We start from the raw sequence: 15,425 nt of genomic DNA, 5'->3' as shown, positions 1-15,425 counted from the left end.
ACGCCCTTTTGGCGAAATGCCTTAGACAGTTCCAATCAGCATGAAGCGCGTATAATTTTTTGTCGGCAGTTCGCCTGAGAAACGCACCTCCCGTAGCGCCGCCATTGCTTCGAAGGCTGCAAGTGAAGCCACGCAGTTGATGTGCGTTGGCTCGCTGAAATAATCGTTCGATTGCAGCAGTACATTCATGCCTCGCGGAAGCAGAGCAAGCCAGGCGCGCAGATCGGCTATGTGTTCGCAGCTCGTATTGACCGTCAGGTCGGGCCGTCCGGCCGCATAGTCGAGTGCGTACATATCTGCCGTCATCGCCCGGAACCGGTCGCCTGCTTCCCGGTTGAGGGTCCGGGCGACCGGCGCGACTTCGGGATCGATGTCGATGCTATCGACCGCCGCGATGTCGAAGCGGGCGTCGTTGAAAAGCATTGCCGGCAATATGCCGTACCATCCACCCAGAACCCATATGCGCTCGAACCGGCCGCCGCAGCTTTCGAACAGCCTATCGAGCGCCCACATCTTGCAGGCGACCTGCTTATGGTTGAAGGCGTTGGCGATATCGGCCTTCGGATGCTTGGTGACGACGCGCGCCAGCCCTGCCACGAGAGGGCAGTTGACATAGGCAGCAATTCCCCGCGTGAGGTCTAAGGCTTGCTCGTGCCAATCCAAGCCGGCATTGCGTGGTTGCGTGACATCCATCATATTCACCTTGTATGTTGGGATTTCGGGCGACACAACGCAATCTTGCCTCGCGCAAGGCTGTCTATTCGCGGACATGATTATGCTGCAAGCTGCTTCGCCATTGCCCGGTGCCGGAGAGAGCCTGCTGCATCTGTGCGGACCATCGGCGTGCATCCGCGGGCACCAGCTGCGCAGCTGCGGCCTCGTGCTCGGTCATTCGCCAAAGCCCTGCGGGAGCCGCGAACTGTTTGAGCGCAGGACATTTTCCCTGCACTGCAGCGTCGAGTTGGTCATCGGCGACGAAGAAATTGCTGATACGGCACTCGCCAGCAGGTGCTTTTACGTCCCGCATCTTTCCAACTGAAGGGTCCACAGCCGCATATGGAACCCAGCCTAGCCCGCTATATCTGGACGCACACCAAGAAGCAGCAACTCTGGATATTGATGATCGTCGTGCTTTCGATGATCCCGTATTTCATGTCCTTCGACCTGCCGAAGCTGATCGTCAACGGCCCGATCCAAGGTGGCGGCTTCGAGCAACCGGGCGCGACCCAGCCATTCATGAGGCTATACTATAACCTGCCGTTCATTGGAGAGGTCCAGTTCTTCTCCGGTTTCCAGCTCGACCGCAAGGAGACGCTGTTCGCCCTGAGCGTCGTGTTTCTCTTGCTAGTCATCATCAACGGCCTGTTCAAACTCTACATCAACACCTACAAGGGACGCCTCGGCGAACGCATGCTGCGGCGTATCCGTTTCGATCTGGTCGATCGTGTGCTGCGGTTTCCGCCGGTTTACTTCAAGCGGGTGAAATCCGCCGAAGTGGCGACCATGGTGAAGGACGAGGTCGAGCCGCTGGGTGGCTTCATCGGCGATGCCTTCGTGCAGCCGGTGCTGCTCGGCGGCCAGGCACTGACGGCCATGCTGTTCATCATGGTCCAGAACGTCTGGCTGGGAATGATAGCGGCCGTGATCGTGGGGATCCAGATCGTGCTCATCCCTCGAATGCGGCGGCGGCTGATCGTGCTCGGGCGCGAGCGGCAGTTGACGGCGCGCGCGCTTTCGGGCCGGGTTGGCGAAATCGTCGACGGCATCGGCGCGGTTCACATCCACGACACATCAAACTACGAGCGGGCCGACATAGCTGCCCGGCTCGGGCTTATCTTTAAAATCCGCTTTGATCTTTACCAATGGAAATTCATGGTGAAGTTTCTCAACAATTTTCTCGCGCAGGTCACGCCCTTTTTGTTCTACATGATCGGTGGGTATCTGGTCATCCAGGGCCGGTTGGACGTCGGCCAGCTCGTGGCCGTGATCGGCGCCTACAAGGACCTGCCCGGACCGATGAAGGAACTGATCGATTGGGATCAGGCGCGGCAGGATGTCCAGGTCAAATATCAGCAGGTCGTTGAACAGTTTACCGTCGAGGGTCTCATCGCGCCGAGAATCGGGGCATTGACGATCGACGATCCCGCTCCAATGACCAACCCCCTGTCGGCCATCAATCTGTCCATGGCAGACGATGGCGGTGCAATGCTCCTCGATCGTGTCTCCCTCCAGGTCAAGCCGGGTGAGACGGTGGCGCTGGTCAGCACCACAACAGGTGGAGCGGAGGCGCTTGCAGAAGCCTTCGCGCGGCTGAATCGGCCGGACAGCGGAAGGGTCGCTTCGGGCGCCGACGACCTGCTTGAACTCCCCGAAGCAGTGACCGGCCGGCGCATGTCCTATGCCTCGTCGGATGTGTTCCTGTTCCAGGCAAGCCTCCGCGATAACCTGCTCTACGGGTTGAAGCATGCGCCGCTGACATCGATGACTTATGAGGGTGCTGCGGCAGACCAGCGACGCTGGAACATCGACGAGGCGCGTCGGTCGGGCAATCCGGAGCTTGATATCCACAGCGACTGGATCAACTATGCTTCCGCCGGCGCTACCGGTCCGCACGACCTCTTTGAAGCCGTGCGCCGGGTGCTCGACGCGGTTGTTCTGTCGCGCGACATTCTGGATCTTGGCTTGCGTTCTTCGGCCGACCTCACGCGTCACACGGAGCTTGCCAGGCGGATCGTCGAACTGCGTGCGGCGCTGCGAACCCGGCTGGAACACGAAGGGCTGAGCGGACTGGTGGCTCCTTTCGAACCGGGCGCGTACAACAAGGAAGCAACGATCGGCCAAAACCTGCTCTTCGGCGCTGCCGCCGGCCCCGAACTGGCCGACAGGGCTCTGGCGGCCAATCCCTATTTTGCTTCTGTGCTGAAGCAAGCCGGCCTCGACCGCACGTTCTACGAAATGGGCATGGAGATCGCCGAACAGTCGATCGAGCTGTTCGCCGACCTGCCGCCCGATCACCAGTTCTTCCAGCAGCTCGCCTTCATGAGCGCCGAGGAGATACCCGCCTACGAAAGCTTGCTGCAACGGCTCAAGAACCGTCCCTACGAGGCGGTTTCGGAGAACGACCGCGTCATGATCATCACCTTGAGCTTTACCTATATCGAGCCCCGGCACCGCTTCGGCCTGCTGAGCGACGAGCTCATGAGCAAGATCGTCGCTGCACGCAACCGGTTCTATGAAAACCTGCCGCCCGAGCTGCAAAATGCCGTCGAACGGTATGATCCTGCCAAATACATTGCCGCGGCCACCGTCATGGATAATGTCCTGTTCGGGCGTGTGGGCACCAGCCATCCCGACGCGCCGGATCGCATACGCTCCATCCTCTATGACATTCTTGACGAACTGGGGCTCTACGGCGAACTTCTGGATGTCGGCCTGGACTTCAACGTCGGCTCCGGCGGCAGGCGGCTGACCGGTGGACAGCGTCAGAAGCTCGATGTTGCCCGGGCCCTGCTCAAGCGTCCCGATTTTCTCATTCTCAACCGGCCGCTGTCGGCGCTCGACCAGCGCATGCAGACTAAGGTGCTGCGAAACGTGCTCGAGGAAGCCAGACGCGACGGCCATTCACCGGCAATTATATGGGTCGTGACGAATCCGGCTATGGCGGCGATGTTCGATCGCGTTATCGTTTTCGACTCGGGTCAATTGGTGGAAGACGGAACACACGAGTCACTTTTGGCGGGGAACGGTATCTTCAAGGAACTGTTGTCGTAGAGTAAGGGACATTCCATCTGAGCGTCCGTTGCTCTAGTCTGGCAACGCGAATTTCGAGGTTTGCGACAATGCTGCTCAAGGATGAAGTTGGAATGCTGCAACGCGTTCCCTTGTTCTCCGCCATCGAGCCAACGAAGCTCAAGCTGCTTGCGTTCACATCCGATCGTGTGAGCTACAGCGCCGGCCAGATCCTTTTCCGGCAGGGCGACGAGGGAGACGCCGCCTATGTCATCCTTTCAGGCAGGGCGGATATTCTGGTCGATTCCGACAGTGGACCGATAAAAGTTGCCGAACTGGAGTCAAATTCGATTGTTGGCGAGATCGCCATATTGTGCAACAGCTCCCGCACTGCCACCGTCAGGGCGGCAAGTCCGCTGGAAGTCTTGAGAATCCGCAAGGATCATTTCCTGAGGCTTATGAGGGAGTTCCCGGAAATGACCATTGAGATATTGCGTGTTCTTGCCGATCGCCTAAGCCATACGACCGCGGATCTGATCGACGCACGAAGCGCCAAATAACGAAGACGTGCGTTCGATCCTCGCCGTCGTGATGGCACTGTCCTCTTGCTGAGAAGGTCACCCGGAGAAAACCTGTCTCGCCTCTTTGTTTTGACGCAATTCCCAAGGGAAAGCGCTACGCGCTTTTCCCGGAAAAACCGTTTCACACTTTTCCGGGAATTGCTCTAGCACCAGTTGTTTGGCTACGATGGGTGACGGGGACTGCGAAGGGCTACCATGGACGACGATGTTTTCCTGGTCAGGTTTTGGGGCGTGCGCGGCAGCATTTCGGTATCGGGGCCAGAATTCGCTCGCTATGGCGGCAACACAATCTGCGTTGAGATGCGATGCGGTAAGCATACGCTTCTGTTCGACGCGGGCTCTGGCCTACGGCCTGCCGGCGGGGCGCTTCGGGCGTCGGGCGTGACCGATTTCGACCTGCTTTTCACCCATTGCCATTACGATCACATCATCGGGCTGCCGTTTTTTGCGCCGATCTATGACCGGAGCGTCAAGCTTACGCTTTGGTCCGGGCATCTTGCAGGACGCATGACGACCCGGCAGATGCTCGACGAGTTCATGCGGCCGCCGTGGTTTCCGGTAAACCTGGATATCTGCAAGGCAGGGCTCGACTGCCGCGATTTCGTATCCGGAGACGTGCTTCGGCCGCGCGAAGGGGTGGTGGTCCGAACCGGCAGTCTTATCCATCCGGGCGGCTGCATAGGCTATCGGGTCGAATGGGGCGGCCGCGTCGTGGCGGTGATCACAGACACTGAGCACGAACCGGACAAACTCGATCAGGCGGTGCTCGGCCTGATCGACGATGCCGACCTCGTCATTTATGATTGTGCCTACACTGAGGAGGAAATGGAACGCCGCCGTGGTAACGGGCACTCGACATGGCAACAGGGCGTCAAGCTCTGCGAGGCGGCCGGTGCGCGGGGGCTTGCGCTGTTTCACCACGATCCGACACGCACCGACGATGAACTCGACCAGATCGAGAAACTGGCCAAAGACAGGTTTGCCGGCGCTTTTGCCGCGCGGGATGGCCAGACGCTCAAATTTCCAAGGTCATTGCACAAAAAGCGCTGAGCTATTTTCCTCTACCAGCGATCAATGTCCTGATCGGAACCCATGCGCAGGCCTCAGTCTGTGCGGTGACTGTGAACAGCCGCTCGAGGAAAAGCCAGGCCGATTCATCATGTACGAGATGGTGGGTGAGCAGGCCGACCGGTTCGCCGCCATCGAATGCATGCCGCAATTGCGCGATGATAGCCTGGATCAATAGGCGATGATCGCGGCAGCCCCGCGTGCCATGCCAATCCATAATGTCGACATTGCTGTTGATGACCGCCAGTGAAGCCGGCTTCGGCGGCCCATAGACCGACAATGCCGCAAATCCTATCGATCCAAGGTCGGATACCAAGCCGGCGTCGATCCTGTTCCAGGGTGGGACCAGCATCGGAACGGCACGTGCGCCGTGCAGGCAGGTTACGTGCGACAATCCGCGAGCCAGATCATCGAGCACCACCTCGCGTGGCCGATGCGCGCCGAGCTCCTGCTTTTTCTGGTCCTCGGGCGCATGATTTCGGTGCGCCCAGCCATGGATGGCGACCGTGGCATGCGGCGCCTCGTCGAGCCGGACGACAAGCTTCTCATCAGTCATAGCAGGAATGACGGCCAGAGTGACCGGAACCGCGAATTCACCGGTGAGGTCGAGCAGCCGATCAAGCGCAGACGTCGGATCCACGGCGTCATCGTCGCGCAGCCAGAACTCTGCCTTGCGGTTCGCCCGTTGCCAGCACGCCAGCTCTTCCACCAAAGGCTGCCAAATCTGATCGGATGTCATGAAACCGGGATCTTCGCAACAAGTTTGGCCAGACGCGCCGCTGCAGCATCGAGGGAACGTTCTTCGAGGATGAAACGCCTGGCTTCCGCGGCCATGATGGTTCTTTCGTCGTTGCTGGCCAGAAGCCTTTCAATGGCAGAAGCGAACGCCGCCACATCGCCCGGCGGGGTGAGAAACCCGGTTTGACCATCCCGCACGACTTCCGGCACGCCGGCGATGTCCTGGGCCACCACCGGAAGGCCGGCGGCCTGTGCTTCAAGATAGGCAATGCCATAGGCCTCGCCGTAACCCGGCCAGACATAGATTCCCCCACTGTAGAGGACATCCGGCACGGCGGCTGGCTCGATCGCGCCAAGCCATTCGATACGGTCGGCGGGCAAGCCGGCGAATTGCGCTTTGACCTCGTCACGAGCAGGCCCGTCCCCGACGACCGACATGGTCCAGCGCAGGTGGCCGATCGAACCGAGTGCTTGCGCCAGCATCCGATAGCTTTCGACTTTGTCGCCCGGGCGCATCATGGCGACGGTAACGAGGCGCGTTGGACAATCCCGTGCCGGCAGTTCCCGGAATACCGATGTGTCGATGAAGGGCGAAAGCATACCGAGAGCGGCGTCGGGAATCGCATCTGTCAGTCCCTGGCGATCCCTTTGCGTGAAGCAGATGTTTAGCGCTGCCTGTTCGACGGCTCGCGCCACCAATGCTTGCGTATCGGCCCATAAGCCGGCGTTGCGCCGCCTCGAATAGGAAGCTTCCGCTGTCACATAGGGGATAGCAAAGGCCGACGCCAGCACGGGCCCGATCAGGTCGGGCGCCTTGTAATAGAGATGATAGGAGAACCAGAGATCGGGCTTGCCCTCACGATCCCAAAGCTTGGTCAGCCGCGCGGCCTCCTCTTGGGCATCGATCTTGAGCGCATCGAAACTCTTCGACTCCGGTTCGCGTAGATACAAGCGCAATTCGGATGCCAGTTCGACGCTATGCCCACCATGCTCCAGCGCCTTGACCAGCATCCGTGCCATCTGGCGGTCGCCGGAGGCAACGGGATGATTGGGTGACTTCAGCGGCGCGTAGAAAGCAATTCGCATCGTCGGACCCTATCATCGGAAAGCCTGCGCAAGTCAATTTCGATGCATGATCGACTTCACCTTCAAGCACTGGAATGTGCTATCTGATGCTCATGGAAACAGCTGCCGCGTCCGACCCGTTTGTCGCTTCTTTGCCGGTCTTCGCAAGGTTCGAAAGCGTTGCCGATATCGATAACTATCGGCCTCTCCCCGATGGCTGGGCGCTGGCCACCGCAGACATCGTCGGCTCGACCAAGGCGATCGAGGCGGGGCGCTATAAAACCGTCAATATGGCCGGCGCCAGCGTCATTTCGGCGCTGCTCAATGCGCTGGGTAGGCAAGATCTTCCCTTTGTCTTCGGCGGCGACGGCGCGCTCGTGGCATTTCCTGGCTCCGCGCTGGAGATCACCCGCAACGCGCTGGCGGCTGTCCAGAGATGGGTGGCGGACGAACTGGATCTGACCTTGCGTGCCGCAATCGTGCCGATAAAGGATATAAGAGCGCAAGGCCTCGACGTTCGCGTGGCGAGGTTTCAGGCCTCCGAGGCGGTCTTCTATGCCATGTTCGCCGGAGGTGGCGGCAGTTGGGCGGAAGCCGAGATGAAAGCGGGGCGCTACCGCATCGATCCTGCGCCGGCCGGCACGCGGCCGGATCTGACCGGCCTCTCCTGCCGCTGGAACCCGATCGAAGCCCGGCATGGCGAAATCGTCTCGATCATAGCCGTACCGGGGGCGTTGCGCGACCTGCGCGGTTTTCAGTTTCTGGCTTCCGACATCATCGCCCTTGCCGGCAGGCAGGAACGCGATGGCCACCCGGTGCCGGTGGACGGGCCGGGCTACAGTTTTCTGCCCGCCGGCCTCGATATCGAGGCGCGGGCCATGGCACCGGCAGGATGGCGGTGGCTGTCGAAGCTATGGATAGTGTTCCTGATGACGCTTACGGCTGTTACGGATAGATATGGCTGGACGATCGGCAATTTCGATCCGAAGATCTACAAACGCGACGTGGCCAGCAATTCGGATTTCCGGAAGTTCGACGACGGCTTGAAGATGACCATCGACGTTGACGCGGATATGTTGCAACGGATCGAGAACCGGCTGAAACAGGCGGAAGCGGCGAGCATCTGCAACTATGGCCTGCACCGCCAGAAATCGGCCCTGATGACATGCCTCGTGGCCTCGCCGCTGCAGCGCGATCACGTTCATTTCATCGATGGCGCCGCCGGCGGCTATGCGATGGCTGCCGCAAGCCTGAAGGCGAAGGTGCCGGTCTGATGACGGCTTGCGGAAACCGATTTTCCGCAATATGCCTCGGCCATGTTCTCGGGATCATGGTGAACCTCGCCACGGGAGCGGATAGTCTGTCCGAATTGACGGGAAAGCAGATTTTTGGACACCTCACGATCGACATATGACCGTCTTCTGAACCGGATTTCGACGCGGGCCGCGCAAGTCGGCGTGATCGGACTGGGTTATGTCGGGTTGCCGCTGGCGGTTGCCATCGCACGCGCCGGCTTCCCAGTTTCCGGCTTCGACGTCGAAGCCCAGAAGGTCGAGAGCCTGAACAACGGCCAATCCTATATTGAGGCGGTGACGTCGACAGCCCTTGCCAGCGAGATGGCGAGCGGACGGTTCCGCGCCACTGCGGATTTTGCCGAACTGGCCGTCTGCGATGTCATCATCATCTGCGTTCCGACACCGCTGACGAAACACCGAGAGCCGGACCTCTCCTTTGTCAGGAACACGGCAGGCACCATCGCGAAGCGTTTACGTCTCGGCCAGCTGATCGTGCTGGAATCGACCACCTATCCTGGCACCACCGACGACGTGATCAAGCCCATACTGGAAAAAACCGGCTTGCAGTCGAAGATAGACTTCTTCCTCGGCTTCTCGCCCGAACGCGAGGATCCCGGCAACCGCAGCTTTGAAGTCGCGACGATCCCCAAGGTCGTGGCAGGTGACGGCATTGAAGCGGCGACGCTCGTTCAGGCTTTCTACCAGGGTGTGGTCAAGACCGTCGTTCCGGTTTCCACAACGGCGACCGCCGAGGCGGTCAAGCTGACGGAGAACATCTTCCGCTCGGTCAACATAGCCCTCGTCAACGAGTTGAAGGTCGTGCTCGGTGCGATGGGCATCGACATCTGGGAGGTGATCGAGGCAGCAAAGACCAAGCCCTTCGGCTACATGCCTTTCTATCCTGGCCCTGGACTTGGCGGGCACTGCGTTCCGATCGATCCCTTCTACCTGACGTGGAAGGCACGCGAATACGAACTGCCGACCCGCTTCATCGAGCTGGCGGCAGAGATAAACACGGCCATGCCGCGTCATGTGGTCGATGAACTGGCGAAGGCGCTGGACCGACGCTGCGGCAAGGCGCTCAGCCGCTCGCGCATTCTCATCATCGGGCTCGCCTATAAGAAGAATGTCCCCGACATCCGCGAAAGCCCCTCATTGCGGCTCATTGAACTCATCGAGGAATGGGGCGGCAACGCAGAATTCCACGATCCCCATGTTACCGAAATCCCGACCACACGGGAGCATATGGCGGTCAAGGGGCGTCGCTCGGTCGAATTGACCGAGGCGGCCCTGAAGGATTTCGATGCTGTCGTCGTTGCAACCGACCACGACGCGATCGACTATCAGTCGATCGCTGATCACGCTCTTCTGATCGTCGACACACGCAATGTTTTTGGCCGCCTCGGGCTAGCCCGAGAGACGGTGGTGAAGGCCTAACGGTGGCCGAGCCGGCGAATTTTTTGCCCGATGTCAGGATCGGGATTGCACTCCGCCGGCAGTCTCGCCACATAATGTTCCGGGAGATAGATGCGATTTCCGCCAGCTTCCCTCCTGCAAGGACCATCCGGGAAATTCTTCGCCGGCTTTTGTCGGCGAAGCCGGCTTTGTTGACTTCGATTGAATGGCGGATCAAAGGAGATGGCTCGTCTTCGACGGGTTTCGAGAGAGCATGAGCACAGCGCAAGCAGAAATTTCCACCATTCTCATGGATAAGGTTGCCGATTGGCTGACCCAATCGGCGCTGGCGGGCAACGACCTGGAAACATTGGTTAAGGGCTTTTGTGAACGGCTGGCTGCTGCCGGCCTGCCGCTGAAGCGGGTGCATTTGAGCTTTTCGATGCTTCATCCGCTTTATGACGCGCTTGGCTTCACCTGGCTTCGCGGCCAGGGCCTGGAAGTGGAAGGCTTCCGCAGTGAGAACGGCGTTCATTCTGACAGATTCCTGACCAGCCCATACTACCATCTGCTCAGCAACAAGCTCGACCATCTGCGGCGCCGGCTCGACCCGTCGGTGCGGTCAGAGTTTCCTGTTTTCGATGACCTCAGACGTATGGGCGTCACCGATTACATGGCTTTCGTCCATCCCTTTGGCGGCAACACCAGTCAGGGCATGCTGGGGTCTTGGTCCACCGACAGTGCTGCAGGCTTCAGCGACAGCATGATTTCGGCGCTGCTGCGCATCCAGAACCATCTCGCTATTGCAACCAAAATGGCGGTGCTCACCAAGCTCGCCGACAACATGATGACCACTTATCTCGGCGGCGACGCCGGCAGGCGCGTGCTGGACGGCCAGATCAAGCGCGGCGAAGGCGACACCATCCGGGCCGCACTGGTCATGGCCGATATGCGCGGGTCGACAAGGCTTGCCGAAACCTCCGGCCGCGAAATCTATATCGATACGCTGAACCAGTTTTTCGATGCCATTGCTGCACCTTTCAATCGCAAAGGCGGGCAGATCATGAGTTTCCTGGGGGATGGCTTCATTGCCGTCTACCCTTGCGAAAGGCACCGCTCGCAGTCCGAGATCGCCTGCCAGGCTGCTCTTGCGGCAGCGCACAAGGCCAGCGCTCGCATGATGGAGCTCAACCTGCGCAGAAAGCAGCAGGGGTTGAGCGACATAAATTTTGGTATCGGCCTGCATGTCGGCAACGTGATGTTCGGCAACGTCGGACTTACAGACCGGCTCACATTCTCTGTCTTCGGCTCGGCTGTAAACGAGGTCCAGCGCCTCCAGACCCTGACCAAGAAATATCCGCACAGCGTTCTCGCCAGCAAAGACTTTGCCGGCTATTGCGGCGCCAACAGCTGGCTGACGCTCGGCAAGGAGGAACTGGCTGGTATCAAGCAGAAGCTGACGGTGCTTTCGCCCGATCTGTCGGGTGCTCTCGCACTCGATGAAGACGCTGCGCCGATTCACGACCGGATATCGGACGCCGAGCAGGTCATGCTGCTTCATCGCGATGCCGCGCGGCTGTCGGCGGGCGACCCGAGGAAGCTCCAGTAACCGCCACCACGATCTGATCCGAACACCTTTGGTATGCAGTCCGGCCGCCGGGTCCGCCAGGGAACCGGCGACTGTTCCGAATCCAAGTTGCTCTAGGCGCGCAATACGCTAGTCTCGCCTTCTGGACCTGCCAGAGTGGGGCTGGGGTGCGAATGAATTCGGGCGTTGATCTGCTGCGGATAGAGGATGTTGGCATCTCTTTTGCCATTGTCGGGGGACCATTGCATGCCGTCAGGCGTGCAAATCTTCGCGTCCTGCCCGGCAAGGTTACCGCGCTTGTGGGCGAGTCCGGTTCCGGAAAATCGGTTCTTAGCCAGGCAGTGATGGGCATTTTGCCGAACACAGCCCATGTTCGCGGCCGCATCCTGTTTTCCGATCCTGAAAAGCCTGGCACGACGCAGGACATCCTGCAGATGCCGCGTGACGGACCCGAAATCCGGGCGTTGAGAGGCCGCCGCATCGGCAAGATCTTTCAGGAGCCGATGACATCACTGTCGCCGCTGCACACGATCGGCAATCAGGTCAGCGAATCCCTGCAGATTCATACGCCCATGGCTCGGGTGGAGCGCAAGGCGCGGACCGAGGAAATGCTCGGCCTTGTCGGCTTTCCCAACCCCAAGCGCGCCTATGACATGTATCCCTTTGAACTTTCGGGAGGATTGCGTCAACGCGCCATGATCGCCATGGCGCTTATCTGCCGGCCCGCCCTGTTGATCGCCGACGAGCCGACGACGGCATTGGACGTCACCATCCAGGCGCAAATCCTGCAATTGCTGCGCGAGCTTCAGACGAAGCTGAACATGGCGATGCTGCTGATCACGCACGACCTTGGCGTGGTCGCCAATGTCGCCGACGAGGTGGTGGTCATGTACCATGGCGAGATCATGGAAGCGGGGCCTGTGGAGGCGATATTCCGCCGGCCAGGCCACCCTTACCTGAAGGGCCTGATGGCAGCCGTTCCGCATTTCGACCTGAAGCCTGGCGAAAGGCTGAAGGCGCTCCGCGAGGTGCCGGTGAATGTCGGGAACCTGCTCGGCAAGCAGACGGCGCCGGTATCGACGGGGCCGGACGACATCCTGCTGTCGGTCAGGGATCTGGCAAAGACCTTCACCATCCGCAAGTCGGGATGGTTCGGCGGAGATCATCAAACCTCTGTTCGCGCCGTGGACGGCGTGAGCTTCGATATCAGGCGGGGTGAGTGCCTGGGTCTTGTCGGCGAAAGCGGCTGCGGCAAAACCACCGTCAGCAAGATCCTCATGCGGGCTGTCACCCCTAGCGGCGGCTCTGTGATCTTCAACGGCCGCGATGGTCCGATCGACGTCTTGGAAGCCGAGGGAGACGCCCTGCGCATGCTGCGCGCGAAAATCCAGATGGTCTTCCAGGATCCGGTTTCGTCGCTTTCACCTCGCATGACGGTGGAGAACATCTTGAGCGAGCCGCTGGAAATCCATCAACGTGGCAATACCGCGTCCCGACTTGCCACGGTCAAGAGCCTGATGCAGGCAATCGGGCTCGATCCGCGCTTCATCAAACGTTATCCGCACAGTTTCTCCGGCGGGCAGCGTCAGCGTATCGGCATCGCGCGCGCGTTGGCGCTGGGGCCTGAACTCCTGATCTGCGACGAGCCGGTTTCGGCACTCGATGTCTCTGTCCAGGCGCAGATCCTGAACCTTCTGAAGGACCTGCAGAAGGAACTGGGTCTGACCTACCTGTTCATATCCCACAACCTGGCGGTGGTGGACTACATGGCAGACCGCATCGCGGTGATGTGCGGCGGGCGTATCGTCGAGCTCGCGCCGCGCGAAATTCTGCTTAGGAAACCGGTCCACCCTTACACTCGCTCACTGGTCGCCGCAGTACCTTTCCCCGATCTCGACAGGCCGATGGATTTCAAGGCGCTGAAGCTCGGCGGCGCTTCCGACACCAGCGCATGGGGACCGCAATTCCGCGAGGAAGGCGACGAGGATATGCTGTCGTCGCTCGACCTTGGCGGCGGCCACCTCGTGCTGGCCCGGCGTACGGCCGATGTCGGCGAGTTACGCCATTGATCAGCCGGCGCACCGTCCTTGGACTCATGGCTTCGGCATTTCTGCCGGGCACGTCGCGTGCCGGCGACCTGGAGCCGGAATTTCTTCAGCCGCAGCTGAAGGCCAAGGCGTTGCCAGCGCTCGCCGAACGCCTGCCCAAGAGCCCGCGCGCGTTGAACCTCGCCGCGATGGACCGGCAGCCCGGCCAGTATGGCGGCACGCTGCGCACGATCATCGGCAGCCAGAAAGATATCCGGATGATGACCATCTACGGGTATGCTCGCCTGGTCGGCTATGACGAAAAGCTTAACTTGCAAGCCGACATTCTCGAAAGTTTCGACGTAGCAGATGATCGCGTCTTCACTTTCAAGATTCGGGAAGGGCATAAATGGTCTGACGGTAGCCTGCTGACGCCGGAGGATTTTCGCTATTGCTGGGAAGATGTCTGGCTGAACGATGAGCTTTCGCAAGGCGGGCTTGCCCCGACCCTATTGGCGGACGGCAGGCCGCCACGCTTCGAGATCGTCGATCCGTTGACGGTCCGCTATAGTTGGGATGCGCCCAATCCCGACTTCCTGCCCAAGCTCGCTGCTGCTTCGCCGCTATCGCTTGTTCTGCCGGCCGCCTATCTCAAGCAGTTCCACAAGAAATACCAGGATCCATTCCGGCTCGCCGGCCTAATGAAGGAGAACCGGGCCAAGAAATGGACGCTCCTGCATATCCGCATGTCGCGGCAGTATCGCCCGGAGAATCCGGAACTGCCGACGCTCGATCCCTGGCAGAACCGGACCAAACCGCCGGCCGAGCAATTCGTCTTCGAGCGCAACCCGTTCTTTCATCGAATAGACGAGAATGGCCGGCAACTGCCCTATGTCGACCGGATCGTCATGAATGTCAGCTCGTCGGCAATCATCTCCGCCAAGACCGGTGCGGGCGAGAGTGACCTGCAATGCATGGGGATCGACTTCAGCGATTACTCCTTCCTTAAGGACGCGGAGAAGCGCTACCCGGTGAAGATGCATCTGTGGAAACGCACACAGGGTTCGCGGCTGGCGCTGCTGCCCAATCTGAATTGTTCCGACCAAGTGTGGCGTGGCCTTCTTCGTGACGTGCGCGTGCGCCGCGCCCTTTCGCTCGCCGTAGACAGGCGCGAGATCAATATGGCTGTGTTCTACGGATTGGCGCAGGAAAGTGCCGATACGGTCCTGCCGGAGAGCCCGCTCTATCGGCCGGAATTCGCGAAAGCCTGGGTTGCCCATGATCCCGACCAGGCCAATGCCCTGCTCGATGAGGTCGGGCTACAGACGCGTGACGATGACGGCCTGCGGATACTTCCCGATGGACGCCCTGCGCAGGTCATCGTGGAAACGGCCGGCGAAAGCACGCTGGAAACCGACGCGCTCGAACTCATCACCGATCACTGGCGCAAGATCGGCATCGCCCTGTTCATCCGGACTTCGCAGCGCGATATCTTCCGCAGCCGCGCGCTTGGCGGCCAGGTCATGATGTCGATGTGGTCGGGCATCGACAATGGCGTGCCGACCGCCGACATGAACCCGTACCAGCTGGCCCCCACCATCGACGACCAGCTGCAATGGCCGCTCTGGGGTGCTTACTACTTATCTCACGGCAAGATGGGTGAGGCGCCCGATCTTCCTGAAGTGGTCGAGTTGATGGGTTTACTCAAGCGCTGGAACGCATCGACCGAAACCACGGAGCGCGCCGAAATCTGGAATTCAATGCTGTCGATCTACACCGATCAGGTGTTTTCGATCGGCACCGTGAACGGAACGCATCAGCCGGTTCTGGTGTCCTCGCGGCTGCGCAATCTGCCTGACAAGGCGCTCTACGGCTACGACCCGACCGCCTATTTCGGTGTCTACATGCCGGATACATTCTGGCTTGGAGACACCTGAGC

At 60.1% G+C, this 15,425-nt stretch carries 12 protein-coding genes; 9 read left to right on the top strand and 3 right to left on the bottom strand.

The annotated features are described in order from the left end of the window. Nucleotides 1-21: 21 nt before the first annotated feature. A complete protein-coding gene (locus NKH73_RS22035; protein WP_352936198.1) occupies nucleotides 22-693 on the bottom strand; it encodes a class I SAM-dependent methyltransferase in 672 nt (223 codons plus the stop codon). Between the two features lie 82 nt (nucleotides 694-775). Here NKH73_RS22035 and NKH73_RS22030 point away from each other — a divergent pair, with 82 nt between their 5' ends. From NKH73_RS22030 to NKH73_RS22015, 4 genes are all read left to right on the top strand, one after another. Continuing rightward, nucleotides 776-1,039, top strand: a complete 264-nt coding sequence (locus NKH73_RS22030) for a hypothetical protein (RefSeq protein WP_352936196.1) — start codon at nucleotides 776-778, stop codon at nucleotides 1,037-1,039. Nucleotides 1,040-1,056: 17 nt separating this feature from the next. Continuing rightward, nucleotides 1,057-3,771, top strand: a complete 2,715-nt coding sequence (locus tag NKH73_RS22025) for an ABC transporter transmembrane domain-containing protein (protein WP_352936194.1) — start codon at nucleotides 1,057-1,059, stop codon at nucleotides 3,769-3,771. Between the two features lie 68 nt (nucleotides 3,772-3,839). Further along, nucleotides 3,840-4,289: a cyclic nucleotide-binding domain-containing protein gene (locus tag NKH73_RS22020; protein ID WP_352936192.1), complete on the top strand. Its 450-nt coding sequence runs from the start codon at nucleotides 3,840-3,842 to the stop codon at nucleotides 4,287-4,289. A gap of 216 nt (nucleotides 4,290-4,505) precedes the next feature. Then, nucleotides 4,506-5,360, top strand: a complete 855-nt coding sequence (locus tag NKH73_RS22015; protein WP_352936190.1) for an MBL fold metallo-hydrolase — start codon at nucleotides 4,506-4,508, stop codon at nucleotides 5,358-5,360. Nucleotide 5,361: 1 nt separating this feature from the next. Here NKH73_RS22015 and NKH73_RS22010 read toward each other — a convergent pair whose 3' ends face one another. Together NKH73_RS22010 and NKH73_RS22005 are read right to left on the bottom strand one after the other, a co-directional pair. Continuing rightward, nucleotides 5,362-6,117: a polysaccharide deacetylase family protein gene (locus tag NKH73_RS22010; protein ID WP_352936188.1), complete on the bottom strand. Its 756-nt coding sequence runs from the start codon at nucleotides 6,115-6,117 to the stop codon at nucleotides 5,362-5,364. Next, nucleotides 6,114-7,202, bottom strand: a complete 1,089-nt coding sequence (locus tag NKH73_RS22005) for a glycosyltransferase family 4 protein (protein ID WP_352936186.1) — start codon at nucleotides 7,200-7,202, stop codon at nucleotides 6,114-6,116. The genes NKH73_RS22010 and NKH73_RS22005 overlap by 4 nt, the downstream gene beginning before the upstream one ends. 92 nt (nucleotides 7,203-7,294) lie before the next feature. Between NKH73_RS22005 and NKH73_RS22000 the strand changes: the two genes are divergently transcribed. The 5 genes from NKH73_RS22000 (at nucleotide 7,295) to NKH73_RS21980 (ending at nucleotide 15,423) form a co-directional block, all read left to right on the top strand. Continuing rightward, nucleotides 7,295-8,455, top strand: coding sequence for a DUF3095 domain-containing protein (locus NKH73_RS22000; RefSeq protein WP_352936441.1), 1,161 nt, complete (start codon nucleotides 7,295-7,297; stop codon nucleotides 8,453-8,455). 114 nt (nucleotides 8,456-8,569) lie between these two features. After that, nucleotides 8,570-9,913 (top strand): nucleotide sugar dehydrogenase, encoded by a 1,344-nt coding sequence (locus NKH73_RS21995; RefSeq protein ID WP_352936184.1) that lies wholly within the window; start codon nucleotides 8,570-8,572, stop codon nucleotides 9,911-9,913. 232 nt (nucleotides 9,914-10,145) lie between these two features. After that, on the top strand, nucleotides 10,146-11,480 hold the full coding sequence (locus tag NKH73_RS21990; RefSeq protein ID WP_352936183.1) for an adenylate/guanylate cyclase domain-containing protein: 1,335 nt from the start codon (nucleotides 10,146-10,148) through the stop codon (nucleotides 11,478-11,480). A 152-nt stretch (nucleotides 11,481-11,632) separates the two neighbouring features. Beyond that, entirely contained in the window at nucleotides 11,633-13,528 is a 1,896-nt protein-coding gene (locus tag NKH73_RS21985; protein WP_352936181.1) for an ABC transporter ATP-binding protein, read from the top strand. Further along, entirely contained in the window at nucleotides 13,525-15,423 is a 1,899-nt protein-coding gene (locus NKH73_RS21980; RefSeq protein ID WP_352936179.1) for an ABC transporter substrate-binding protein, read from the top strand. Before NKH73_RS21985 ends, NKH73_RS21980 begins: the two co-directional genes overlap by 4 nt. Nucleotides 15,424-15,425 lie beyond the last annotated feature (2 nt).

This window comes from Mesorhizobium sp. M0938 (assembly GCF_040319125.1).
GTDB classification, from domain to species: domain Bacteria; phylum Pseudomonadota; class Alphaproteobacteria; order Rhizobiales; family Rhizobiaceae; genus Mesorhizobium; species Mesorhizobium robiniae.
This window is presented reverse-complemented; position numbering and strand designations above follow the sequence as displayed.

Bases quoted from the DNA above. Each gene is read 5' to 3' on its own strand.
- NKH73_RS22010 (WP_352936188.1), bottom strand. From the start codon at position 6,117: ATGACATCCGATCAGATTTGGCAGCCTTTGGTGGAAGAGCTGGCGTGC.
- NKH73_RS22025 (WP_352936194.1), top strand. From the start codon at position 1,057: ATGGAACCCAGCCTAGCCCGCTATATCTGGACGCACACCAAGAAGCAG.
- NKH73_RS22030 (WP_352936196.1), top strand. From the start codon at position 776: ATGCTGCAAGCTGCTTCGCCATTGCCCGGTGCCGGAGAGAGCCTGCTG.
- NKH73_RS22020 (WP_352936192.1), top strand. From the start codon at position 3,840: ATGCTGCTCAAGGATGAAGTTGGAATGCTGCAACGCGTTCCCTTGTTC.
- NKH73_RS22000 (WP_352936441.1), top strand. From the start codon at position 7,295: ATGGAAACAGCTGCCGCGTCCGACCCGTTTGTCGCTTCTTTGCCGGTC.
- NKH73_RS22005 (WP_352936186.1), bottom strand. From the start codon at position 7,202: ATGCGAATTGCTTTCTACGCGCCGCTGAAGTCACCCAATCATCCCGTT.
- NKH73_RS22015 (WP_352936190.1), top strand. From the start codon at position 4,506: ATGGACGACGATGTTTTCCTGGTCAGGTTTTGGGGCGTGCGCGGCAGC.
- NKH73_RS21990 (WP_352936183.1), top strand. From the start codon at position 10,146: ATGAGCACAGCGCAAGCAGAAATTTCCACCATTCTCATGGATAAGGTT.
- NKH73_RS22035 (WP_352936198.1), bottom strand. From the start codon at position 693: ATGGATGTCACGCAACCACGCAATGCCGGCTTGGATTGGCACGAGCAA.
- NKH73_RS21985 (WP_352936181.1), top strand. From the start codon at position 11,633: ATGAATTCGGGCGTTGATCTGCTGCGGATAGAGGATGTTGGCATCTCT.